Source organism: Streptomyces sp. NPDC047525 (assembly GCF_040643025.1).
Lineage (GTDB): Bacteria > Actinomycetota > Actinomycetes > Streptomycetales > Streptomycetaceae > Streptomyces > Streptomyces durmitorensis.
This window is the reverse complement of the sequence record NZ_JBEYTL010000018.1, coordinates 24293-47261: the sequence shown is the minus strand read 5'-3', so window position 1 is coordinate 47261 and position 22969 is coordinate 24293. Positions and strand designations below refer to the sequence as shown.

At 68.6% G+C, this 22969-nt stretch carries 24 protein-coding genes, 1 tRNA gene and 3 pseudogenes; 13 read left to right on the top strand and 15 right to left on the bottom strand.

All coding sequences use genetic code 11. From position 1 onward, the window contains the following. Position 1 precedes the first annotated feature (1 nt). Positions 2–802 (bottom strand): alpha/beta hydrolase, encoded by an 801-nt coding sequence (locus tag ABZ833_RS36640; protein ID WP_361056338.1) that lies wholly within the window; start codon positions 800–802, stop codon positions 2–4. A gap of 172 nt (positions 803–974) precedes the next feature. Beyond that, positions 975–1817, bottom strand: a complete 843-nt coding sequence (locus ABZ833_RS36635) for a DUF1206 domain-containing protein (RefSeq protein ID WP_361056335.1) — start codon at positions 1815–1817, stop codon at positions 975–977. 93 nt (positions 1818–1910) lie between these two features. Here ABZ833_RS36635 and ABZ833_RS36630 point away from each other — a divergent pair, with 93 nt between their 5' ends. Beyond that, the gene (locus tag ABZ833_RS36630) at positions 1911–3170 is read left to right on the top strand and encodes a phospholipase D-like domain-containing protein (RefSeq protein WP_361056332.1); all 1260 of its coding nucleotides are present in this window, start codon (positions 1911–1913) and stop codon (positions 3168–3170) included. A 154-nt stretch (positions 3171–3324) separates the two neighbouring features. On the opposite strand, the gene ABZ833_RS36625 is transcribed toward ABZ833_RS36630, so the two are convergent. Further along, positions 3325–3498, bottom strand: a complete 174-nt coding sequence (locus ABZ833_RS36625) for a CsbD family protein (protein ID WP_361056329.1) — start codon at positions 3496–3498, stop codon at positions 3325–3327. Between the two features lie 285 nt (positions 3499–3783). On the opposite strand from ABZ833_RS36625, the gene ABZ833_RS36620 reads away from it, so the two are divergent. The 4 genes from ABZ833_RS36620 to ABZ833_RS36605 all read left to right on the top strand — a co-directional run bounded on the left by ABZ833_RS36620 (position 3784) and on the right by ABZ833_RS36605 (position 6600). Then, on the top strand, positions 3784–4200 hold the full coding sequence (locus ABZ833_RS36620; protein ID WP_361056326.1) for an ATP-binding protein: 417 nt from the start codon (positions 3784–3786) through the stop codon (positions 4198–4200). Positions 4201–4336: 136 nt separating this feature from the next. Further along, positions 4337–5197, top strand: coding sequence for a SigB/SigF/SigG family RNA polymerase sigma factor (locus tag ABZ833_RS36615; protein ID WP_361056711.1), 861 nt, complete (start codon positions 4337–4339; stop codon positions 5195–5197). A gap of 242 nt (positions 5198–5439) precedes the next feature. Next, complete coding sequence (locus tag ABZ833_RS36610; RefSeq protein ID WP_361056324.1) at positions 5440–5691, top strand: hypothetical protein; 252 nt, start codon at positions 5440–5442, stop codon at positions 5689–5691. Between the two features lie 237 nt (positions 5692–5928). Next, the gene (locus ABZ833_RS36605; RefSeq protein ID WP_361056321.1) at positions 5929–6600 is read left to right on the top strand and encodes an alpha/beta hydrolase; all 672 of its coding nucleotides are present in this window, start codon (positions 5929–5931) and stop codon (positions 6598–6600) included. Positions 6601–7071: 471 nt separating this feature from the next. Here ABZ833_RS36605 and ABZ833_RS36600 read toward each other — a convergent pair. From ABZ833_RS36600 to ABZ833_RS36585, 4 genes and pseudogenes are all read right to left on the bottom strand, one after another. Next, positions 7072–7221: pseudogene (locus ABZ833_RS36600) on the bottom strand (flavoprotein); the annotation flags it as partial. 20 nt (positions 7222–7241) lie between these two features. Continuing rightward, a complete protein-coding gene (locus tag ABZ833_RS36595) occupies positions 7242–8216 on the bottom strand; it encodes a CPBP family glutamic-type intramembrane protease (RefSeq protein ID WP_361056318.1) in 975 nt (324 codons plus the stop codon). Between the two features lie 563 nt (positions 8217–8779). Further along, positions 8780–9088 (bottom strand): hypothetical protein, encoded by a 309-nt coding sequence (locus tag ABZ833_RS36590; RefSeq protein WP_361056315.1) that lies wholly within the window; start codon positions 9086–9088, stop codon positions 8780–8782. Positions 9089–9278: 190 nt separating this feature from the next. Then, on the bottom strand, positions 9279–9656 hold the full coding sequence (locus ABZ833_RS36585) for a MerR family transcriptional regulator (RefSeq protein ID WP_361056312.1): 378 nt from the start codon (positions 9654–9656) through the stop codon (positions 9279–9281). 75 nt (positions 9657–9731) lie between these two features. On the opposite strand from ABZ833_RS36585, the gene ABZ833_RS36580 reads away from it, so the two are divergent. After that, the gene (locus ABZ833_RS36580) at positions 9732–10460 is read left to right on the top strand and encodes an SDR family oxidoreductase (RefSeq protein ID WP_361056308.1); all 729 of its coding nucleotides are present in this window, start codon (positions 9732–9734) and stop codon (positions 10458–10460) included. A gap of 229 nt (positions 10461–10689) precedes the next feature. On the opposite strand, the gene ABZ833_RS36575 is transcribed toward ABZ833_RS36580, so the two are convergent. Further along, positions 10690–11088, bottom strand: coding sequence for a hypothetical protein (locus ABZ833_RS36575; RefSeq protein WP_361056305.1), 399 nt, complete (start codon positions 11086–11088; stop codon positions 10690–10692). A 260-nt stretch (positions 11089–11348) separates the two neighbouring features. Between ABZ833_RS36575 and ABZ833_RS36570 the strand changes: the two genes are divergently transcribed. Next, the gene (locus ABZ833_RS36570; protein WP_361056302.1) at positions 11349–12026 is read left to right on the top strand and encodes an alpha/beta hydrolase; all 678 of its coding nucleotides are present in this window, start codon (positions 11349–11351) and stop codon (positions 12024–12026) included. A gap of 420 nt (positions 12027–12446) precedes the next feature. Then, positions 12447–13046 carry an NPCBM/NEW2 domain-containing protein gene (locus ABZ833_RS36565; RefSeq protein WP_361056299.1) on the top strand — a complete coding sequence of 200 codons (600 nt, stop codon included), beginning with the start codon at positions 12447–12449 and terminating at the stop codon, positions 13044–13046. Positions 13047–13136: 90 nt separating this feature from the next. On the opposite strand, the gene ABZ833_RS36560 is transcribed toward ABZ833_RS36565, so the two are convergent. Then, the gene (locus ABZ833_RS36560; RefSeq protein ID WP_361056296.1) at positions 13137–13445 is read right to left on the bottom strand and encodes a hypothetical protein; all 309 of its coding nucleotides are present in this window, start codon (positions 13443–13445) and stop codon (positions 13137–13139) included. Between the two features lie 344 nt (positions 13446–13789). Here ABZ833_RS36560 and ABZ833_RS36555 point away from each other — a divergent pair. Continuing rightward, a pseudogene (locus tag ABZ833_RS36555) lies at positions 13790–13951 on the top strand (FKBP-type peptidyl-prolyl cis-trans isomerase); the annotation flags it as partial. A gap of 85 nt (positions 13952–14036) precedes the next feature. Here the strand turns inward: ABZ833_RS36555 and ABZ833_RS36550 are convergent. Beyond that, positions 14037–14183, bottom strand: a complete 147-nt coding sequence (locus tag ABZ833_RS36550) for a hypothetical protein (RefSeq protein WP_361056735.1) — start codon at positions 14181–14183, stop codon at positions 14037–14039. Between the two features lie 266 nt (positions 14184–14449). Here ABZ833_RS36550 and ABZ833_RS36545 point away from each other — a divergent pair, with 266 nt between their 5' ends. The 3 genes and pseudogenes from ABZ833_RS36545 to ABZ833_RS36535 all read left to right on the top strand — a co-directional run bounded on the left by ABZ833_RS36545 (position 14450) and on the right by ABZ833_RS36535 (position 17751). Continuing rightward, the gene (locus tag ABZ833_RS36545) at positions 14450–15187 is read left to right on the top strand and encodes a D-Ala-D-Ala carboxypeptidase family metallohydrolase (protein WP_361056293.1); all 738 of its coding nucleotides are present in this window, start codon (positions 14450–14452) and stop codon (positions 15185–15187) included. A gap of 45 nt (positions 15188–15232) precedes the next feature. After that, positions 15233–16397 (top strand): annotated as a pseudogene (locus ABZ833_RS36540) (FtsX-like permease family protein); the annotation flags it as partial. Positions 16398–16692: 295 nt separating this feature from the next. Further along, positions 16693–17751 (top strand): vWA domain-containing protein, encoded by a 1059-nt coding sequence (locus ABZ833_RS36535; RefSeq protein WP_361056290.1) that lies wholly within the window; start codon positions 16693–16695, stop codon positions 17749–17751. An 83-nt stretch (positions 17752–17834) separates the two neighbouring features. Here the strand turns inward: ABZ833_RS36535 and ABZ833_RS36530 are convergent. The 5 genes from ABZ833_RS36530 to ABZ833_RS36510 all read right to left on the bottom strand — a co-directional run bounded on the left by ABZ833_RS36530 (position 17835) and on the right by ABZ833_RS36510 (position 21743). Continuing rightward, positions 17835–17911: transfer RNA gene (locus ABZ833_RS36530), tRNA-Met, on the bottom strand. Between the two features lie 84 nt (positions 17912–17995). Next, positions 17996–19120, bottom strand: a complete 1125-nt coding sequence (locus ABZ833_RS36525; protein ID WP_361056287.1) for a serine hydrolase domain-containing protein — start codon at positions 19118–19120, stop codon at positions 17996–17998. Positions 19121–19199: 79 nt separating this feature from the next. After that, a complete protein-coding gene (locus ABZ833_RS36520) occupies positions 19200–20321 on the bottom strand; it encodes a histidine kinase (RefSeq protein WP_361056284.1) in 1122 nt (373 codons plus the stop codon). Then, positions 20318–20977 carry a response regulator transcription factor gene (locus ABZ833_RS36515; RefSeq protein ID WP_361056282.1) on the bottom strand — a complete coding sequence of 220 codons (660 nt, stop codon included), beginning with the start codon at positions 20975–20977 and terminating at the stop codon, positions 20318–20320. The genes ABZ833_RS36520 and ABZ833_RS36515 overlap by 4 nt, the downstream gene beginning before the upstream one ends. A 151-nt stretch (positions 20978–21128) precedes the next feature. Then, entirely contained in the window at positions 21129–21743 is a 615-nt protein-coding gene (locus tag ABZ833_RS36510) for a class I SAM-dependent methyltransferase (RefSeq protein ID WP_361056279.1), read from the bottom strand. Positions 21744–21843: 100 nt separating this feature from the next. Here ABZ833_RS36510 and ABZ833_RS36505 point away from each other — a divergent pair, with 100 nt between their 5' ends. Beyond that, positions 21844–22893, top strand: coding sequence for a LacI family DNA-binding transcriptional regulator (locus tag ABZ833_RS36505; RefSeq protein ID WP_361056276.1), 1050 nt, complete (start codon positions 21844–21846; stop codon positions 22891–22893). Positions 22894–22969 lie beyond the last annotated feature (76 nt).

The window sequence follows — 22969 nt, the reverse complement described above, 5'->3', positions numbered from 1 at the left end:
ACTAGGCCGCTCCGAGGAATTCGGTGATCGCCTCAGCGGTGGCCTGCGGGGCACTCAGGTGAGGGCAGTGCCCCGTCGCCTCCAGCGTCACCAGACGGCTGCCGGGAATCACGGCATGGACGTAGGCGCCGACTTCGCGGGGAGCGATCACGTCCTGTGTGCAGTCCAGGATCAGCGTCGGCACCTCGACCGTCTTGAGGTCGTCCCGGCTGTCGGACAGGAACGTCGTGCGCGCGAACACCCGCGCCATGTCCGGGTCAGTCGCGCAGAACGAATTGGTCAGCTCCTGGCCGAGTTCCGGACGGTCCGCGTTGCCCATGATGGCCGGGGCCATCGCCGCCGACCAGCCCAGATAGTTCGACTCCAGCGACTCCAGCAGCTCCTCGATGTCCTCGGCACTGAAACCGCCCCGGTAGTCGGCGTCGTCGATGTAGCGAGGTGAGGGGGCGACCATCACCAGCCGGGAGATGCGCTGTGGCGCCTGCGCAGCCGCGAGCACTCCGACCATCGCGCTGACCGAATGGCCCACGAAGGTCACATCCCGCAGGTCCAGCTCCTCACATACCTCCAGCACATCGAGCGCGTACCCCTCAAGCGAGCTGTAGCGCCGCTCATCCCAGGCCGAAGCATCCGCCCCACCCGAGCCCACGTAGTCGAAGAGCACCACGCGGTAGTCCTCGGCAAGCGCGGGGACGATCAGGCGCCACATGTTCTGGTCACAGCCGAACCCGTGCGCAAGCACAAGCACCGGCCCCTCCGCACGACCGGTGACGGTGACGTTGTTCCTGCGACGGATATCCATACTCGCCAGTTTCCCATCAGCCCCAACAACCACACGTAGGGGCCTACTACGGGCTGCACGCCCGAGGCCACGGCCACACCAACCGGTGCAGAGCTTGCGCAGCCCACGGCAGGGCGGCTTCCTGGTTCGCCTGGTTCAGGTCAGCGGGGTGGAGCCTCAAGAGGTGAAGGCTTCAGACCTTGCGCCAGCGCGCGTTGGCCCAGGAGAAGAGACCGAAGGCCGCGAGGCCGAGTGCGATGAGGGCCAGCAGCCAGGGACCGGCGGGGGTGTCGGTGAAGGCGCGCAGAGTGTCGTCCATGCCTTTGGCCTTGCCGGGCTTGTGCTTGAGGGCTGCCGCGATGGCGAAGCCGCCCGCAACGGCGAAGACCGCGCCCCGGCACGCGCCGCCGAACACCCCGAGGAACATGACCGCTGTGCGGGCCTTCGGTGCCATCTCGGACATCTTCAGATGCTTCTTGAACTTGCGCATGACTGCCCTGACGGTGATCCATACGCCGGCGCCGGCCACCACCGCGCCGGCGATACCGACGAGCCACTGCCCGCCAGGCCAGTCCAGGACCTTCGCCGTGATGTCCTGGGACTCCTTGTCTGAGCTCCCGCTGCCGCTGCCCTTCTCCCCCGCCGCATACGACAGCACGGAGTAGGCGACGAACCCGTAGAAGACGCAACGGCCTGCGGCCATTGCCCTCTTGCCTGCCTTCTTGCCGTCGGGCCCCGCTTGCCCGAAGGCCGCTTCGGTCAGCCGCCACACGGCCATCCCCACCAACGCTATGCCCAGCAGCCACAGCAGAACGGCGCCAAAGGGCTTCTCAGCGATCTCGGCGATGGCACCGCCCCGATCTGCCTGTTCACCGCCTCCGTCCGAGAAGGCGATCCTGAGTGAGAGCACCCCGATGAGCAGATAGATGACCCCACGGGCCACGAAGCCCGCTCGGGCCGCGCCCGAGACTGCTGTGCTGTTCGCCGCACGCTGGGCCTGCCTGCGTCCGCGTGCTGTTGCTGATCCAGTTGCCATACCTGGCCTTCTGCCCCCAGGCCGGTGTGCGATCCCTGGATCGAACCCTCCGCTTCTTTTGTCTTCGTGCCCATCGTCCAGGAAGGTGCACCCATGACACACACGCGAAGTGCTCCCGCAGGGCCCACCAAAACGGCCGCAGCCCTCAAGCCTTCACCCTCCGGTGAGGGGGCAGAGGGGAACGTCAGCGTCGACCTTGATGAACGGGCACGGCGTGCCAGACGTCGCCTGGAGAGACTCATAGGGGTCGCCGCGACCGAAGGCAATGCCCTGGTCCCGCTGCGCAACGGGGACGAGATTTTCGGGGCGATGCTGGAGGGGATCCGCTCCGCTCGGCACACCGTGGACATGATGACGTTCGTGTACTGGAAGGGCGAGGTCGCCCAGCGGTTCGCCGATGCACTGGCCGAACGGGCGCGTCAGGGGGTGCGGGTGCGCCTCATGCTGGACGGTTTTGGCAGCCGGCTCATCGAGAAGGAGCAGCTGGAGGTGATGGAGCGGGCCGGTGTGCAGGTGGCCTGGTTTCGCAAACCGCTCTATCTCTCACCTTTGAAGCAGAACCACCGCTGTCACCGCAAGGTCCTCGTCATCGATGAGGAGACCGGGTTTACCGGCGGGGTCGGTATCGCCGAGGAGTGGTGCGGCGATGCCCGCAATCCGGGCGAGTGGCGCGACACCCACGTGCAGGTACGTGGGCCCGCCGTGGACGGGCTGGCCGCCGCGTTCGCCCAGAACTGGGCCGAGTGTCACGATGAACTCTTCGATGGACGCGACCGGTTCATCAACCACGCCCCGCACGGGGACGCCGTCGTGCAGGTGGTGCGGGGCTCGGCCAGTTTCGGCTGGCAGGACATGCAGACGCTGCTGCGTGTGGTGATCGAGTCGGCGGAAGAACGGATCCGGCTGGCCACCGCCTACTTCGCTCCTGATGCGTACTTCATCGAGCTGCTGTGCGCCGCCGCGCGCCGCGGGGTCGCAGTCGAGATCCTGTTGCCTGGCCCGCACACCGACAAGAGGGTCTGCCGGCTGGCCGGCCAGCGCTACTACGAAGACCTCACCGCCTGCGGCGTAAAGATCTTCCAGTACCAGCCGACGATGCTCCACACCAAGGTCATCACCATCGACCGAACCATCGCCCTGGTCGGTTCGACGAACTTCAACCGCCGATCCCTCAACCACGACGAAGAGGTCATGCTCGCCGTCCTGGACCAGACGTTCACCGCTGCTCTAGACAGCCATTTCACCGAAGATCTCGAGCACAGCGAGCCCATCAGACCCGGACGCTGGAAGCGCCGCTCGACCTTCCAGCGCGCCAGAGAAGCGGCTGTCGTGCCCATCCGGCGTTTCCTCTGACCCCGGGACTACTGCCGACAACGGGTGACAACCCCACAAGTGCTCCTGACAGCACTCCCCGTTCATGTCGCAGCAGACAGCGAGGGCCGATCATGCAACAGCGGTGGGGCGGACCTGCTGAGCAGGTCCGCCCCACCGCTGCGACGTTCGGCCGCTAGTGCTTGCCGACATCCTTGATCTTTTCCTTGGCCTGTCGGGCGTCGCCCTGCTTTCGCTCGGCGCGCCCCTCGACGGTCAGGCGTTCGTTGCCGACAGCGCGTCCCGCCGCCTCCTTGGCGGCACCGGTGGCCTGCTCGGTTTTTGCCTTGGCCTTCTCGTTGGCAGTCATGTCCGATCACGCTCCTTTGGCTACGACGTCTTGCGCTGTGGGCACGTGTAGCCACTGATCAATAGCGCAAACATCACCGCAGCGAATTTCCCGGGTCCACAGCGTCCGAAGCGTGGCCAGTGCGATCGCGGGCACTCAGACCAGTATTTGGCAGAGCCTCCGACGGCGTCTTCGCACTCGGTAAGGTCGGCACGCTTCTTTTGGGTGGACGAGAGGAATGCCGTGCGGCGGGTCGGGCAGATGGGATAACGCGACGGTGCACCATCCGATTGACGAGTTCGCAGAATGATGCAGAGAGGGGCTGAGGTCTTCATGACCGCTCCCGCGGCGCCCAAGATCCAGGACATCGCCTGTCACGACGCGCGCGCCGCGGTAAGGGCCGTCATGGAACCAGCGTGCCAGTCTTTGCCCTCGAGTCAGGCCAGGCGTTTTCGTGAGGATGCCCTGCTGGTGGCCAGCGAGTTGACGTCCAACGCGATCCTGCATGGCGGCGGCCTCACCCAGTTCCACGCTCAGATCGAGGGTGGGTCCTTGCTGATGCAGGTGAGTGACCGCAGCACGAGGGCGCCTCACCTCGTACGCCCCGACCCCGGACGGCCCGGCGGCTTCGGGTGGATGATCACGCAGCGACTCGCCTCGCACGTCTCCGTCGACATACAGCCCGACGGCAAGACCATCACCGCCGCCTTGGCTATGCCCTGAGTGAGCCCATCACCTGTCACGGACTACTTGAAAACAATCACCGGTGCTCTGCCTGCATACTTGCTGCCCTGCCGGGTATCCGCGTCGGCACGGAAGGCCGCAGGCAAGCTCGGAACAACCAAAGGCGGGGCGCATGATGACCGTGACGACGCAGGGGAAGAGCCGGGCCGCTCAGGCTGAGAAGGACCTCGTCGAGCGGGCCTACGCCAGCCCCTCTTCCCTTGCGCCGAAGGATGCGCGGGAGATCGGCAAGCGGTTCTTCGACCGGCTCGGGCATCTGGAGGAGGGCACGCACGAGTACCAATACGTGCGTAACTGCCTGATCGAGATGAACCTCTCCCTCGTGCAGTACGCGGCGTCCCGGTTCCGCCATCGCGGCCAGGGGGAGATGGAAGACATCGTCCAGGTCGGCACGATCGGCCTGATCAAGGCGATCGACCGGTTTGAACTGACTCGTGAGGTCGAGTTCGCCACGTTCGCCGTCCCCTACATCACCGGTGAGATCAAGCGCTTCTTCCGCGACACCAGCTGGGCCGTACATGTGCCACGGCGTCTCCAGGAAGCCCGCATCGAACTGTCCAAGGCCACCGAGGAACTGCGCACCCGCCTGGACCGCAACCCCTCCACTGCCGAGCTGGCAGAGCTGATGCAGCTGGAGCCGTCCGAGGTCGCCCAGGCTCAGATGGCGTCCAATGGCTACAACGCCGCCTCGCTGGACGCCTCAGTGATGGGCAGCAACGACGAGTCCGACGCCGCGCTGGCCGACTTCATCGGCTTCGAAGAGGACGCCTACGAACTCATCGACAACTTCCACTCCCTGGCCCCGCTCATCGCCGACCTCGACGACCGCGAACGCACGCTGATCCATCTCCGCTTCGTCGAGGAAAAGACGCAGGCGCAGATCGGCGAAGCACTCGGTGTCTCGCAGATGCACGTCTCCCGGCTGCTCACCCGCGTCGTCGCCAAGCTGCGCACCGACCTGATGACCACCAACTAGCCACTGCCCAAGGCTGCGGGTCAACGAACCCAGTTGGTAGACCGCTCGTGCCAGGACGTTGACGCTCTCGCGGTAGCGGCTAAAGGTGCACCGGCACGTTGGGACATAGGTCCGCCGTGGAGGGGTACCGGGCAGCAGCTGGAGGGAGAGGGCTGTGATGCCTGAGAAGGTTGCGCTGGAAGGGGGTCCCCGGGGGTGATGGCACCGGCTCCGAGGTCGATGGCGTGGTGCAGATGATCCACATGATCACAGTGAGCCGCATGATCGGGGTGCTGCCCCGCTCGCTGGCCGCACCGGTCCCGCACGGCCTGGCCTGCGCCCCGGTGACCGACGCGCCACCCTGCCGCCTCGTCCTCGCCTGGAACGAGCAGGGCCGCCGCCCGCTCGTCGCGTCGTTCGTGACCGCCGCGCTCGGGTCGACTGCGGCGCCCGCATCCCCGCTCTCCAAGGAGCACCGGCGGTCGCGGCCAACGCCTTCGCCACGCAGACCGTAAATGACATCCATTCCGGCCTGCCCATCCCACAGCAGCCTGCTGTCGGTGCGGTCCTGGCCGCCGCGACAGCCGATGGGGCTGCCAAGGGGACCGCGCGCTCCAGCACACAGCCTCCATCTCACGGCCCGGAATACGGCCTGGTTGGTGGCCAAAGTCCTCACCAACCTGCCCGAATGGCTGCCCTGGGGGTCCTCACCGCGGCCGGGTAATGAGCGTTAATGTGCAGAGGTGACTGACGTGATCATCCTTCACGGAGCCTGGCACCAGCCCGCTCACTACGCCGAACTCGTCGCTCTGCTGCGCGCCCGGGATCTGTCCGTGGAGGTGCCCGACCTCTACGAGCTGTCGCTGGCCGAGAGCACCGCGAAGGTCGAGGCCATCGTCTCGGGCTCATCGGAGCCCTCGGTGGTGGTGGGACATTCGTTCGGGGGTGTCGCCGCTGGGACGGTGCGTGGTGCTGCTGCGTTGATCTTCCTCAACAGCTGGATTCTCGACGTCGATGAATCCCCGGCCACAGTGCTCGCACAGACCCCTGGCGAGCCCGGCGAGGGGCTGCTCGCGCTGCCGGACGCGGACGGGCGGCTCCGCCTGGACCCGGACGATGCCCGAACGAAGCTCTACGGCGACATCGACGAACCGGCGGCCACGCGTGCGGTGGAGTTGCTGCGTCCCGAACCTCCGTCGATCTTCGACACCACACCTACTCACGTGAGTTGGCGGGACACCCCGTCGATCTACCTCCGCGGGCAGCAAGACCGGACCATCGCGACTCCACTTCCGGACCGCTTCGCCGGGCGTTGCTCTCGCACGGAAACGTGGGACACCAGCCACTCGCCCTACCTGAGCCGCCCGGCCGCCGTGGCCGACCTGATCCAGCGTCAGCGTACGGGCGACGGTGATCAAGCCTGAACCGAGGTGCCGTTGGCGTGCCCAGGTCAGCAAGTCTCCGTCCATGCGGCGGCGGGTTCACCCGCTACGGGCTCTAGGTGGAATTCGACCTGCACATGTACGCCGCCCGGCAACATGGGCCGCGGTTGCACGGCAACTCCGCCAGTGGAGATGAACCGCCACCAGGACCTGTGCCCCCGCGGTCGGCCAGGACGAGTACGACGAAAACCCCCAGCACCAGCCTGGCACGGCGTAACACTCGCGAGCGGCAGTCGACTTGACGCGATGTAGCTGGAGGCGGACGGGTATGGACGTCCCCTCGTCAGACGGCCCGCCGTCGCGCAGAACGGCCAGGTTCCAGTGAGCCCCGTCGGGCCCACTGATCGGCTCGTACGGGTCCCGCATCGCGACGCGCCGGCGCTGTCGGCGAGCCCAACGTTGCGCAATGGCCAGGGCGGCCAGGCAGGCGAACACAGCGAATTCGGAGCCGCCGGAGCCGCCGGAGCCGATCACTGTGGTGCGCTTGCCCGCGTAACGAGCCCGGACGGCGGGGCCCTTGAGGTCGGACACGCTGTAGGAGAGGCGCTCATCCGTAGTGCCCTCACCGAGAGCGGGCAGGCCGACACCGCGGAGCGGGCTGGGGTGGACCTCGCCATCCAGGTTCAGCGCACCGGGGGTTGGACCTCCTGGCCGAGCCGGCCAGACACGGTCGCGGCCTCCCGGCCGGTGCCGACCGGGTCCGCCGCACGCCGCCGCCACAGCGCGAACACAGCCATGGCAACCATCAGATACACGGGCACGAGGAGCTCCGCACCCGGCGTCGTTTGCACGGACCATCCCGCACCTCGCCGGTCGCCCTCGAACACAACCCGGTTGACGGTGAGGAAGGTCAGATGCGCGCCGATGCCGACCCACAGCGGAGCCTGCCGCACCGCCGTGCGGGCCGCGACGAGCATCAGGCCGAAGACGGTGAGAAGAATCAGGTAGTCGACCGGATTCTGCCCTCCGGGCACGAGGCCGACGGTCCCGCCCTCGCCACCGACAAGTCGCGCCACGCCTGCCTCCACCACCGTCGAGACACCTGGTACGAACAGGAACACGGCCGTCGTCCCGAGCGCCGATGCTGCCCCGCCGAACCGGCTCCGCAGCGACGTCCACGTATGGCCGCGCAGCGTCGTCTCCTCGGGCAGCGCCTCAAGGAGCAGAGCGATCACGGCGTTCGTCACGATGTATCCGGCGAGCATGGGCGGATCAGGGCGTGACCAGTGCAGCATCCCGGCGGCTGTCCCCGCACCGAGCACCAGCGCCGCGGCCCCCGCCGTCACACCCACCCCGACGAGCAGGGCCCGCAGACTCGGGCCCGCACCGCCGAACCCGATGTCAGTGAGTGAGCCGCGCCGCCGACGCAGCGCGAACACGACGAGCGGCATGGCCACCGCGCTGACGAACGCGGCAGGCACCAGGCGGGCCGCGAACCCGCTCACCCCGACGGCATCGGCAACCATCGGGCCCACCGCGGTGCCGGCCCCCAGCGCCACGGCCATGATGAGACCGCCACCCAGGGCCCGACCCAGGACCCCGGAGAGGGAAGGGGTCAGGAGGGAGTGAACGGACGAGTCGGGGCGAGGGTCGGTCAATGCTCTCTCCTTGCTGAACACCCGCTTGCACCAGGGGTATTCACCATCCTCGGCGCCCACGCGACCACCGGGGTCGTAGCGGCGGATGAGATGCCGATACATCTTTCGATGCACGAACGGCGGCGCTTCGGCTCTGTACGACCTCGCCACCTCGTCCAGACGCATACGACCTGCACGCCTCGGATTGCGTGGGACGACCGGTGACAGCCACTCCAGGCGCGCCCACAACTCGACGTGATCTCCCACGGTTTGGGCTGAGCTGCGAGATTGCGGCCCGGCGGGGTGCGGGGCTCACATGCGGCTCACACGGTTGCCCAACTGGCCCCAGATGCCTTGCCCAGTCTTGACCTCGGATGCACCGGCCGAGGTGCCTGACTCATGGCAACCCTTGCTGGAGGAGCTGATGATCGAGGTGAAGGGGCTCACCAAGCGCTACGGCGACGTGCCGGCCGTCCCGCCGCGCTGCCCTCGACCGTTGATCTGAGCAAGGTGCCACGCGTCCGGCCCCTTGGCCCCACACAAGGGTGAGCCGAGGGGCCGACGGTGGCTGAGAGGTACGGGGGTTACCGCTTGTGGCCGGGGGTCGAGTCGGTCCCGGCGGGCCTCTCTACCGTCTTGCTGTAGTTCGGCGTGGCGCTCTCGGCCTTCTTCCCGGGCTTGGAGTCCGTACCGGCCGGAGCCTTGACCGTGTGGGAGTACGAGCCCTCACCGGTCTGCTTGGCGGGCTTGGAGTCGGTGCCTGCCGGGCGCTCGACGGTGTGGCTGTGTCCCTTGCTCGGCGCGGCGGTCGACGCATTCGCGACGACGGCGGTCGAACCGAGCGTGCCGAGCGTGATGACGGCGAACGTGGCGATCGCTATGGACTTCTTCATGGGGAGTCTCCGTGATCGTGGGGGCTGCTTTGCCTGCCCTTCGATCCTCACAGCCAGCAGATTTCGTCTCCGTCTCTGTCGGCCTCCGGGGATGAGAAGCCGATGAAAACCCCCGCGTGAATCTTCCGCACGGCATCAGGCAGCGCCGGGTCCACCGATCTCGGGGCGGGACCACACGTCGGAGCCGCGCCTACGGGTGCGTGTCCGTGACCGCGATGACCTGGTCGAGGCGGTCCAGGGCAGCCTGCAGGTCGTCGACCTTGGCCTGGATCCGGTCGCGCTCGGCGTGCAGCATCGCTCGTTGCCCGGCGCCGGTGTGCCCGGAGTCCCAACACGGAAGGAGTTCCGTGATCCTTCGGCTGGTCAGGCCGGCGGCGAACATCTGCTGGAAGAAGCGGACCAGGGGGATGGCGTCCTGTCGGTAGAGGCGCTGGCCGGATGGGCTGCGCCCCGCGATGAGCAGCCCCTGCTGCTCGTAGTAGCGCACGGCGCGCACCGAGACGCCAGCGCCCCGTGCCACCTCGCCGATGCGGATCAGCCGCTCGGCCGCGGCCTCTGTGACAGTCATGGTGATTCCTCTCACCTCGGCCCTGATGACCAACGCTTGCCTCTGACGTCAACGTCAGGTTTTAGCGTACCGGGCATGGACATCAACAACTCAGTTGCCCTTGTCACTGGAGCCAACCGCGGCCTGGGCCGCGCCTTCGCCCTGCGCCTGCTCGAACGGGGCGCCCGCAAGGTCTACGCGACGGCCCGCCGTCCGGAGACCGTGGACCTGCCCGGGGTCGAGGTGCTGCCCCTCGACATCACCGATCCCGCATCGGTGAGGACCGCTGCCGAGGCCGCCCCGGACGTCTCGCTGCTCATCAACAACGCAGGGATCCAGACGGGAACCGACCTGGTGACCGGTTCGCTGGACGCGGTGCGGCATGAGCTGGAGACCAACGTGTTCGGCCACCTGGGAATGATCCGGGAGTTCGCGCCGGCGCTCGCCAGGAACGGCGGGGGCGCGATCGTCGACGTGCTCTCCGCCATGTCGTGGTTCGGCGGCAAGGGCGCCAATGCCTACCACCTGACCAAGGCCGCCGCCTGGGCCATGACCAATGGCGTCCGCCTGGAGCTCGCCGACCAGGGCACGCTCGTGACAGCGGTGCACCTCGGCCTGGCCGACACCGATATGGCTGCGGGCTGGCCCGTGGACAAGATCGCGCCGTCGGACCTGGCCGACGCGGCGCTCGACGGTGTCGAGGCAGGCTCCGCCGAGGTCCTCGCCGACCAGTGGAGCCGAGACGTCAAGTCCCGGCTGCCGCTGACCCCGGAGGAGTTCAACGCCGCGATGGACCGCGCCCTGGCGGCACTAGCGGCGACCTGAGGGGCCTCTCGGGCCGCACTGACTTCGGTCGGTTGCTCCTGAGGCCAGTCAGCCAATACTCCATCCGCAGTTGTGGATCTTCATGTTGTGGCCTCGCGTCGGCGGCAGTGGCAGTCGCGGGCGCGGGCCTGGTGTCGACGACGCCATGGGGACCAGCGCAGACTCGGGCGTCGCTGGGCACCCTTTCCGGCCCGTCATCACGGAGAACCGTTGGCCTGGCCCATACACGCTAGCCAGGTTGATCCGGGTCGCAGCTGGCGCGCCGCAGGCCAATGGTGCGCAGGGCGGCGTGCATGGCGGTCTGATCGCCGTGATGGACGGTGTGCACGCCGCCTTCGGCCTCTTCGAGCAGACGCGACGGGACAGGGGGTTCTGCCGAAACGTGCCAGATGACCCCGCTGGGAGGGTCCAAACGGCGTAGCTCCTGGAACAGCGCGGAAAGCTCTGCCGGGGTCCCGGGGACGGCGGTGTCGATGATGACGATGTCCGGGAGCAGAACCCTTGCCTGAGCCAGAGCGACACCTGGGCTGGCGGCGTGGGAGATGACACGGTAATGCGGGCCGTGGTGGATCAGCGGGCGCAAGGACCTGGTCATGTCGTCATCGGCTACGAGCAGCACAGTCATCATGAGACCAGCATGATTCCAAGCCCGACACACCGCCCATCGGTGGACGAGAGCCGCCCACGGGGAACGCCGCACAGGCCAGAACGCCTCCGGGTGACCGGTAAGACCGGGAGTGACCACCGCCCCCTGACACGGCCCGTCGAACGAGGAACCCGCCCGAAGCACCAGCCGGCCACCACCGGCAGGCGGGACTCCCCGTCCTCCAGGGCGAGGAGGATGTCAGAAGTCGCACTCTCGGGCTCTGTGTGGCCTACCCTGACGCGGTGAAGTTCGTGATGGTGCCGGGTGGCTGGCAAGGCGGTTGGGTGTTCGACTCGGTGGGCGCCGAGCTGCACCGAGCTGGTCACCACGTCGAGGCGGTGACCCTGTCCGGGTTGGAGGTGGACGCCCCAGTCGATGTGGAACGTCCGCCGAACCTCGACGCCCATATTGACCAGGTAGCCGAGATCATCGACCTTTGCGACGAGGCGCCCCTCGCGCTGTGCGGGCACAGCTACGGCGGGATGGTGATCGCTGGTGTTGCCGATCGGCTCGGCGACCGCCTCGATCAGCTCGTCTTCATCGATGCCTACGTCCCGGACGACGGGGATTCGTGTTGGTCTTTGACCAGCGACAGCTTCCGGGAGCTGTTCGTGGCCGGCGCCCGCGCCGACGGTCGATGGGTCGCAGTTCCTGATGGGCTCGACCCGCGCGCGCGACCGCACCCGATGGCAAGCTTCGTCCAGTCGATCAGGCTGGGAGGCAAACCCAGCCGCGCGCTCGGCCGAACGTTCATCAGTGGTGGCGCGTGGACGGGCAGCCCGTTCGTGAACCTGGCCGAACGGTTGCGCAACGACTCAGGCTGGCGGGTTCACGAGATTCCCGTTGGTCACAACATCGCCCGCCGCGACCCGCACAGCCTCGCGGCAGTTCTCGGAGCGTTGCCTCCCCACACCGCCTGACGCATGGTCGTTCGGCCCTCCGTGCTGTCGTCCTCCCCGATTTGGACGACTGCCAGGTCGCGTAGGGTCCGCAGCCCTTCGTACGGCGGGCGGGCGGTCGGCGCGCGGGCCAGGGCAACGCGCTGGCGCATGCCGCGTACTCCCCAGCCTCCGCGGGAAGGGACGCAGGTGTGTCACGCAGGCGCCCAGGTACAGGTGGAGATCGTTGCCCGTTGCAGGGTTGATCGTTGCCCGGCGCCTTCTTGCCGTTCCCGTGCCCATACCGTTGAATTCTGCCTCACACGCCGCAATAGGCTTTGCACACAAGGGAGTTGGAAGATGAGCTCTGGCCAGCCGGGACCCGGGCCGTCCCCTACTCCCCCGACGCCGCCCCCGTCACCCCCCTCGCCCGCACCGCGGCGCCCTGGCCGCAGAGCCGAGATGGCCGCGCTGGTGAGCGCGTTCACCGGTGTCGTCGGTCTCGCCCTGGGGTTCTTCGGTGTCCCGTCGTTCGTCACGCCGCCCACAGCGCGTCCGGTGGCTGCCACAGCCACGGCCACTGTGACCGCGACGGTGACCGCCTCCCCTGCTCCCGGGCCGAGTTCCGCCGACGGCGCGGCACCGAGTGCGAGTGACCGGAAGGACAAGGACGTCCCACTCACTGATGTCGATCCCCTGGGTGCCGGCTACGTCAACATGGAGCGCAAGCCGGTGACCATGGACGGCAAACGCTTCGAGGACGCCATCACCGCCGAGGAACTAGGCAGCTACGAGACCCTGAGCTACAGCATCAACGAACGGTACAAGAGCCTCACCGTCACCGTGGGGCTCGACGACGACAGCCCTGCCGCCCCCGCGCGGGTGTCCTTCAAGAGCGGCGGGGAGGACGGAAAGACGCTGAAGAGCGCGACCGCGCAGATCAACCGTCCGGTGAAGGTGACCGTGGACGTGACCGGTGTCGCCATTCTGAGCATCGTGGCCGAGAGCGACGACTGCGTCTGCACTCTCGGCCTCGGGTCCCCCGTCCTGCACCGCGGCTGACGCCTGGCGTCGGCTCGCGACGCTCCGCCCTCCAGGCGCTACGCAAAGGGAGAACCACAGAGGCCACGGCCATGCCGCTGCCCCGCTCGATTACAGCTCACTGTCAATGCCTGTGACTGCAGGTGAGCCGAGTGGGGCATCAGCTTCGTTGATTCCCACTTCCTTCAACGCAGCCACGACAAGCCTGGTGGCCTGCAGTTCGGCCTCGTAGCGGTCTGCCGCTTCCACTTCGAGGCGGACCGAGAAAGTACCGCCTTCGTTCAACGTCAGCAGGTCAACGCCTTCACTCTCGCTCACGTCAGTGTGCCGAGAAGCCAGCTCCCGCTCGAGAGCCACGCATGCCGAGTCATTGATGTCGCTGAGGAAAGTGCCAGGGACAGTGATGACGAACGTGGTCATGTCGGCTCCTCGCTTGAACGGTTTCGTGTGTCACTTCCCCTGCCCACGTACATTGCAGCGAATCCGGCAGCGGGCCGTTGCATGACACGCAGCAGGTGCACGCCGGTCACCCAATGCTTCATTTCACCGCAGAAGAGGCCCCGTCCTTTAGGTCGGGGAGGAATCGGACTCCTGCGGAGCAGGGCAGGGAAAGACGGAGCGCCGACAGAGCGATCCGGCGTGTTCCCCGAACGGTGGTGAGGCAGTCCGCAACGATCAAAAGCCCTCAACTGTCTGTCCTGCCGGATAGGTTGATGTGTGTCATGACATCAGCAGCAGAGGATGCCGGGCATACCCGGTGGGCGTTGCGGCTGCGCGTGGGGGGCGGGCCCGAGGCTCAGCCGGGCAGGGTCGTCCGAGTTCACTACGTAGGAGTCACATTCGCGCCCGGAAGGGAGTTCGACTTCTCCTGGGAGCAGGACCGGCCGTTCAAATTCGCCGTGGGCGGTGGCAGGGCCATCAAGGGGGCCCCTTCGAGCACCGTGGAACAGGCGGAGGGGCACCGGCAGCCGGCGTCCCCGCCCGCTCAACCAACCGTGTCTTCGCAGGCGCCTACGCCCTGCATTCCCCGCTGCCCGACCACCGTTCGGTGAAGGGGCACTGCCCGTACTTCACCTGCACCGTGCGGGGCGCGACCTTGGAGACCCGCAGGTCCACGAGCAGCCCGGCGTGAGCGGCCGGGCGGGCGTTCAACGGCAACCAGCCAGGCTGACGGCTTCACGGTGTGCGCGGTGCTGTCTGCTGAGCTAGTCGGAGTGCTGACGCGGTGCTTCCTCGGCCCTGCCGGAGCGAGTGAAAAGGTCGCCGTGAGTGCGCTCGATCTGGCGCTTCGCCATCCAGGCCATCGATCGCCAATGGTCCGACAAATGATGGCTGTTCAGGTCCCGTTGACGTGTGCCGCCCATCCCGCCAGGCTCGGAATGCACGTGCGCATCTCCATCCCCCGCTTCTCATGGAGTCCTCTGATGACCAGACGCACCGCACGACTCGTCCTATCGATTGTCATGTTCATTGCCGCCACCTTGGGCGGTCTCGTGGCAACCACGGGAACTGCTCAGGCCGACGGCTGCTACACCTGGTCGCGCACCCTGTCCCAAGGGGCCTCGGGTGCCGACGTAACGCACTTGCAGATACGGGTGGCAGGCCACGCCGGCAGCGGCGGCGCGCTCGCCATCGACGGTGCCTACGGGCCGGCGACAACTGCCGCGGTCAAACGGTTCCAGACGGCCTACGGACTGGCCGCCGACGGCGTTGCCGGCCCGGCGACATTCAGCAAGATCTACGCCCTCCAGGACAACGACTGCACACCGATCCACTTCACATACGCCGAGCTCAACACCTGCAACTCCACCTGGGCGGGAGGCGCAGTGAGCGCGAGCACCGCGAAAGCAAACGCGTTGCGCACCATGTGGAAGCTCGAGGCATTGCGACACGCCCTCGGCGACCAACCCCTTCGCGTGACCAGCGGCTTCCGCTCGCATGCCTGCAACGACGCGGTCGGCGGAGCAGCCGGCAGCCGCCACTTGTACGGCGATGCGGCCGACCTCGGCGCGGGCCCGCACTCGCTGTGCCGCCTCGCCCAGCAGGCCCGCAATCACGGCTTCAACGGAATCCTCGGCCCTGGCTACCCGGGCCACAGCGACCACACCCACCTCGATCACCGCGCAAGCCGCTTCTGGTCGGCGTCGGCCTGCGGCATCTGAATGCACCGGCGGGCGCCCCGGGCCTGAGGCCCGGGCCCTGCCACCGGGCTGCTCACCGCGCTGGCCGCCGGCTGGATCGCCGGGCGCCGGCCCGCGAGGATCAAGCCCGGGCAAGCACTGTCGGAAGCATCGGTGGAGCGACTGCGGCCCGGGTGATCCGTACCGGACTTGGCCTGGCCGCGCTGGTGGGCGGTGCGACTCTCACCGGCGTCGCCGCCGGTTCCACCGGTGACAACGCTGCCGGTGCCGCCCTCGGCGTCGTCATGTGCTTCATGCTCGGTGTCGGGTTGCTCGGCCCGCTGGTGGCGCGGCTGTGCGCGGGCCTCTTCGGCCTGCCGCTGCGTTGGGCGGGGCCTGCCGCTTCGCTTGCGGCCGCCAACTCCCGTACCAACTCCCGCCGCCTCGCCTCCGCGATCACCCCGATCGTGCTGGCCATGGCCTTCGCCTCGACGCTCGTCTTCATGAATACGAGCGAGCGCCACGTCGCCGACACCCAGCTGCGCGCGGGCATCACCGCGGACCACGTGGTCACGGACCCGGCCGGACTCCCGGTCGACACGGCGCAGCGCGCAGCCCGGGCGCCGGGTGTGGACGCGGCAGTCGGCGTGCTGAACACGCAGGTGCTGGTGCCCACCGGTTCCGGTGAGTTCAAGGCGCTGCAGGGCGCGGCGACCCAGGGCATCACCGGCTCGGGCGCCGAGCTCGCGAAGGTGCAGGACCTGGACGTGCAGGCTTCGACAGCACGCTGCTCGTCAGTGGCGGCTCGCAGCAGTCGCTGTCCGCCTTGGGCACGGTCACCGACGCCTCCGGCTACGCCACCCAGCAGAGCCTCGACGCCAAGACCGGTGCCTGGATGAACAACACCATGGCCGCGGTCCTCGGCGGCTTCGCCGCCATCGCCGCCCTCAACACCCTGGTGATGACCGTGCTCGACCGCCGCCGCGAGCTCGGCACCCTGCGCCTCATAGGATCCACCCGGAGCCAGGTCATGCAGATGCTCCGCTGGGAGGGCCTGCTGGTCTCCGCCGCAGGCGTCATCCTCGGCTCCGCGATCGCCGCGGCCACGCTGATCCCGATGATGCACGGCATGACCGGCGAGGCACCGTACGTCCCCCCGCTCGTGTACGGATGCTTCGCAGCCGCCGCCGGCGGGCTGACGCTGCTCGCCGTCACGATCCCGGCACGAGGGGCGCTACGCCGCTGGTCATAACGCACGTACATCGGGCGGGAGCCCGGCACCCGGCTCCCGCCCCGCACGGCCTCCCAGACCGCGAGCCAACGGTGGAACGGCGCCCAGGAGCGACGTGAGACTGGCACCCCCGCGGCGAGCAGGCCCGGCGGTCGGCGGCCAGCGGTCCGGTCATCTCTTGGGTGCCGGGGGGGGGTTGGGTACGGCGCGGGGGCGAGGGCGGAGGCGAGGGCGGGTGATGGTGCGTCAAACGGCGTTGTCAGTGCCTGCCCATAGAGTGAAATCACTCGGGAAGCTTGAAAGAAGGAGCAGGACTGTGTCTGCCAACAGGATCCAGCACAAGGTGAATCACGTCGCGCTGGTAGTGGACTGTTCGGGTTCCATGCGTCCGCATCAGAGTCAGCTCGTGCGCGTGGTGGACGAGTTCGTGGCGGGGCTGAAGGCCGAGTCGGACAGTCTGGGCCACGAGACCCGGATCAGTCTCTACTCCTTTGACCACCGGGTGGAGAACCTGGTGTGGGACATGGACGTGAAGCATCTGCCGTCCATGCGGGGTCTCTACCGGGTCAACAATGGTGCGACGGCGCTCATCGAGGCTTCGCTGAAGTCTCTGGACGACCTGGAACACATCTGGGAGGAATACGGTGAGCACAGCTTCCTCCAGATCGTGGTGACGGATGGCGAGGAGAATGCCTCCGGCGGTGACAGGCGGCACGACGGCGACATGACCATCCTCGGCCCCTGGCTCGACAGGATCGCGGCGAAGATGAACGGGCTTGCGGGGCACTGGACTTCCGCGATCCTCGTTCCCAACTCCCTGGCCAAGCGGACCGCGCAGAACTACGGCTTCCCGGCCGGGAACATCGCCATCTGGGACGCGGATTCCCAGGAGGGAGTCGAGGAGGCCATCGGCACCGTGCGCGCCGCCGCCACCAGCTTCCTGCGGGCCCGCGAGAAGGGCGTACGCGGCACGAAGAACCTGTTCGCCGTCGGCCAGGACATATCGGTCGACCAGGTGCGGGCGCATCTCGAACCGGTGCCGGCCGCCATGTACCGGCTCCTGAAGGTCGACAAGGAGGTCGAGATCCGTCCCTTCGTCGATTCACATCCGGGCGTGACCTACGAACGCGGTGCGTGTTTCTACCAGTTGGGTGCCCGGGCCCAGGTGCAGCCGGACAAGGAAGTCATCGTGGTCGAGAAGGACACCGACCGCGCCTACACCGGCGACGCGGCGCGCAGTCTCCTCTTCGGATCGGGTATCCAGGGGACCGTCTCGGTGAAGGCGGGAAACAATCCCAAGCTGGAGGTCTACGTGCAGAGCCGTTCGGTGAACAGGAAACTCAAGCCGAACACGCGTCTGCTCATCATGCTCTGACACAGGTGCATCGCCCCATCTGCCGGGCGGATCCCAGGAATACGACAGGGCCCGGATCCTTGGGAGATCCGGGCCCTGTCGGGTGGTAGCGGGGACAGGATTTGAACCTGCGACCTCTGGGTTATGAGCCCAGCGAGCTACCGAGCTGCTCCACCCCGCGTCGGTGAAACCCACCGTACGCCATCGCAGCGGGTACTCAGGACCACGAAGGCCACCTGGCCCCCTCCGACCGTCCGCGTGCTCGTCACCGCAGATCGCGGATGAGCTGTGCAAGGGCCGCGTCCACCCTGTCCTCGTCGAACTCCTCCGACCCCACCAGCAGGGTCACCGACCGCGAGCCGTCCCCGGTGGCGGCGTTGCGGAGCTTGTGTCCGGTCTCCATGAACCCGCTGTGGCCCCAGGTGACCAGCCTCGGCGTCGAGGCGTAGCGCTCGACGCCGAGGCCGTAGCGGCCGCCTTCGCCGTCGGGGACCGTGCGCTTCATCTCCGCCAGCTGAGCCGCGGGCAGCAACCTGCCGCTCATCAGTGCGGTCCAGAAGGCGGTCACGTCCGCTGCGGTGGAGACCAGGGCGCCGGAGGCGTCGGAGCCCGAGACGTTCCACTCGGTCCAGTCGCGGAGCTTGCCGCCCCGCTTCACGTAGGCCCGCAGGTCCGGTGAAGGGAGCCTGGTGCGGTCGCCGGGCCAGGACGTGTGACGCAGGCCGAGGGGGTTGATGATCCGCTGCCGGATCTCGGTGGAGATGCTGTGGCCGGTGACCTTCGAGACGATCAGACCGGCAAGGTTGTAGTTGGTGTTGGAGTACGAGAAGCCGGATGCGGGGCGGTCCTTGGGCGGGGGCAGCTTCAGCGCCTGCCGGACCGTCCACAGGGGCTCGAAGTGCTCCCAGCGGTGCTCGGTCTCGTCCTGCCAGTACGGGGCTTCCAGGTAGTCGGGGAGGCCGCTGGTGTGCTGCAGGAGCTGGCGCACGGTGATGCGGCGGCCGTCGTACTGCTCGGTGCGGATGAGGCCGGGGAGATAGTGGTCGACGTTTTCGTCCAGCCGGATCCGCCCCTCGGCGACCAGCTGCAGCACGACGGTGGCCACCCAGGTCTTGGTGTCGCTCGCGATCCGGCTGTGCTCGTCGCCGGTGACCTTGCGGCCGGTACGCAGGTCGGCGAGGCCGACGCCGCCCTTCCAGTGGCCGCAGCGCGGGCTCTTCAGCGCCACGCTGATGCCCGAGGCACCGGCGCCGCGCAGCGACTTCAGCGCGGACTCCAGGGGCCTGTGGTCGCATGCCGGGGTCGTGGTGGCGGAAGCCACGGGGGCGGCCGGCAGGCAGGCCGTGAAGGCCAGGGACAGGGCCAGGGCCGCACTCGTCCTGCGTCGCATGAATCCTCCTGCGGAGATCGGGGTAACTGCGCCCACGATCTGCGCTCCGGGAGCACACCCGGTATCCGCCGGTCGTCGCTCAGACCCCCGCCGAGCAGCGGTTCTCGTGCGGAATCCGCATGCGCACGCGGTAGCCCCCGCCCTCGGTCGGCCCCGCCTCCAGGACGCCGCCCAGCAGCTCGGCGCGTTCCTTGAGGCCCACCAGGCCCTGGCCCGAGCCCGGCAGCGCGAGCGCGGGACGGGTGGCGGGGGTGTTGGTGACACTCACCCCGTACATGTCGGCCTCGTGCCAGAGACGGACGGTCGCGGTGGCGCCGGGTGCGTGCTTGCGGACATTGGTGAGGGCCTCCTGGACACAGCGGTAGACGGCGCGCTGCCCCGGCACGCCGAGCTCGGCGGGGAGCGTGCCGGTCAGCTCGGTCTCGATGCCACTTGCCGCGACGAGGCGGTCGAGGTCGGCGAGGGTCGGTTGAGGGGTGAGCTCCCTCGTGCGGCCGCCAGAGGCGCGCAGCAGCGTGACCATGTGGCGCAGCTCGTCGAGGGTGTCCGCGCTCAGCCTGCGGATGGTGCGGGCGCCCTCCCTGGCACCGGGTTCCTTGGCAGCGACCTGGAGGGCACCGGCCTGCACGGCGATCAGGCTGACCTGGTGGGCGACCACGTCGTGCATCTCACGGGCCAGCTGCGCGCGTTCACCGGCGACGACGGCCTGAGCGTGCAGCAGCCGCTCGTGTTCGCGGGCCTCCTCGATCTCCACCAGGCGGCGCCGCAGATCCCGGCGGGCCTGGACGAGTTGGCCCAGCAGGACGGGCGAGGCGGCGGTGGCGAGGGTGTAGAAGAAGTTGACGGCCGTCCAGGTCCCCTCCCCCGCGGCGACGCCGCCCTGCGGCCAGGGCAGGACGGCGGCGAGCGCGAACAGCAGCGCGCACAGCGCCGGACCCCGCCTGCCGCGGGATTGCTCGGCGAAGGTGAACAGCGCCGCGAACGGGGCGAACACGATGTCCAGTACGAGGGTGGCGGGCAGGGTGCACAAGAACACCGCGAGCGGGAAGCGGCGCCGTGCGGCGAGCGCCGCACAGGCCAGGGCCGCCAGAGTGACGGTCACCGCGGAGCCCCCGCCCGCGTCCCACAGCGCCACCGCGACGTCCACCGCGGCAAGGACGACCACCAGCCCGTCGATGCACCAAGGCCGTACGGCGCTCACAGACCCGGCTCCCGGCCGGTCAGCAGTCCGGCCCGCTGGGCCAGCAGCGCGGCCTGCACCCGGCTGCTCACTCGCAGCTTGCCCAGGATCGCGCTGACGTGGTCCTTGACGGTGGCCGCGCTGAGGTGCATCCGGGCGCCGATCTCCCCGTTGGACAGACCCCCGGCGACCAGCACGAGGACCTCCCGCTCGCGCTCCGTAAGACGCCCCACCCGCGCCACGCCCTCGTCCGCCTCCGGATGCCCCCGCAGCACCGCGTGCGAGGCCCTGGGCGACAGCACGACGCCGCCCGCGGCGAGCGTGCGCACCAACTGCGCCAGGTGCTCCGGCTCGGTGTCCTTGAGCAGGAAGCCTGCCGCCCCGGTGCGCAGCGCGCTCAGGACGTACTCGTCGGTGTCGAAGGTGGTCAGCATGGCCACGACGGGCGGCTTGGGCAACGCGCGTACGGCACTCAGCACGCTCAGTCCGTCCACATCCGGCATCCGGATGTCCAGCAGCAGCACGTCCGGACGCTCCCGGCGCACCGCGTCGAGGGCCCCCGCACCCACCGCGGTCGCCACGACCCGTACGTCCTGGGAGGCATTGAGGATCAGCTCGAACCCTGACCGGACGAGCGCCTCGTCGTCCACGACCACCACACGGATCACTCGGGTCATCCTCCGAGGCTAAGCCCCTTCACCCGGCGCACCCTCCACCGCCCGGCACGGCAGCCGGTCGGCGGGGCGTCTCCCGCCGACCGGCGGGGGTGGAGCAGAGAACGAGAAGCAGCCGGTGCAGCCACCACGTGCCGCAGCGGGCCGGAGGGTTTCAGCCGCGGTGCACCCGATGGACGCTGACGGCATAGCCGCCGCCCTCGTAGGGGTGGGCGTCCCACGTCGCGAAGCGGTCGACCAAGGTGAGGCCCGCCGCGGCGCAGCAGGCGTCGTACTCCGGCAGGGTGATGGCGGGCGCCACCGGCAGGTGGGCCTCGTCCAGACCGAATCCGGCGACCAGGAGGCCGCCCGGGCGCAGGCTCGCGGCCAAGCGGTCGACCACCGCGGCCTCCGTACCCGCGGCGAGGAGCGGGAAGATGTTTCCGGCGGCGACCACGAGGTCGAAGTGGGCGCCACCATGAAGCTCGGCCGGGTCGAGCGTGGCCAGGTCGGCCTGGATCCAGCGCAGTTCGGGCGCCTGCCTGCGCGCCACGGCCAGCATGGAAGCATCGAGGTCGACCCCGACACAGTCGTACCCCAGCTCCGCCAGCCGGATCATGACCCGGCCCGTCCCGCACCCGGCATCCAGCACCCGGGCCTTGGCGGGTACCAGAGCGGCGCACAACCGTGCCTCACCGTGCATGTCCTTGCCGCTGCCGGCGAGGGCCGCGAACCGGGCGGCGTAGTCCTCCCCGGATGTCCCACCGGTCAGCTCTTCCCAACGACTCATGAGGCACAGGGTAGGTGAGCGGCACGGTGGCATCGTGCTGCCCGGCGGACGGCTAACGTGTCCGGCGGCACGTGAGAACCCCACGGCATCGGAGATCGAGTTGGCTGAACGGCTGATCGGACAACGCCCCACGCTCGAGGACGTCGCGCGCAGGGCGGAGGTGTCGAAATCCACGGTGTCGCGTGTGATCAACGGCGAGCCCAGGGTGCGGGCAGCGGTGGCCGAACGCATCCGGGAAGCGGTGGCGGAGCTCGGCTACGTACCGAACCAGGCCGCCAGAAGCCTGGTCACCCGCCGCAACGACGCCGTCGCCGTGGTGGTCACCGAACCGCAGAACCGGCTGTTCGTCGACCCCTACTTCGACTGCCTTCTGCGGGGCATCCGACACGAACTCGTTCAGCACGGCGCCCAGCCGGTACTCCTGTTCATCGAGGAGCAGGAGGACTATCCGCGCGTCTGCAACTTCCTGGGCGGCGGTCACGTCGACGGCGCCCTGCTGTTCTCCCTGCGCGCCGACGACCCGTTGCCGGACCTGGTCGAACAGATGGGGCTGCCCGCTGTCTTCGGTGGGCGTCCGGTCCCTGGCTCCGGACATCGCAGCGACGTCTACACGTACGTCGACGCCGACAACCGCGGCGGTGCCCGCGAAGCCGTGCGCCACCTCGTCTCGCTGGGGCGCCGGCGCATTGCGACGATCACCGGGCCCCTCGACCAGGCTTCCGCGATGGACCGGCTCGACGGCTACCGCGACGTGCTCCTGGACACCCCGCCCCAACTGCTCGCCGAGGCCGACTTCACATTGCAGGGCGGCGCTGATGCCATGGCGCTGCTCCTCGATCAGGCACCGGATCTGGACGCGGTGTTCGTCGCCTCGGACCTGATGGCCTCCGGCGCCCTACGGATCCTGCGGGAGCGGGGGCGCACCGTGCCGGGGGACGTCGCCGTCGTCGGCTTCGACGACCTGACGCCCATCGCCGAGGCCACGGAGCCGCCGCTCACGACGGTGCGTCAGGACATCGAGGGGATGGGACGGCTGATGGCCCGGCTGCTCTGCGACCGGACGTCGCACCAGCCCCTCCGGAAGGACCGCGCCCACTCCCTGCCGTCCGTGATCACCCCCACGCATCTGGTGATACGGGATTCGGCCTGAGCGTCAGTGGTGTTCGGATGCCGCTGTGGGCTGGTTGGAGCAGAGCCGCGCGCGGGTTCCTGACCGGCGGGCGAAC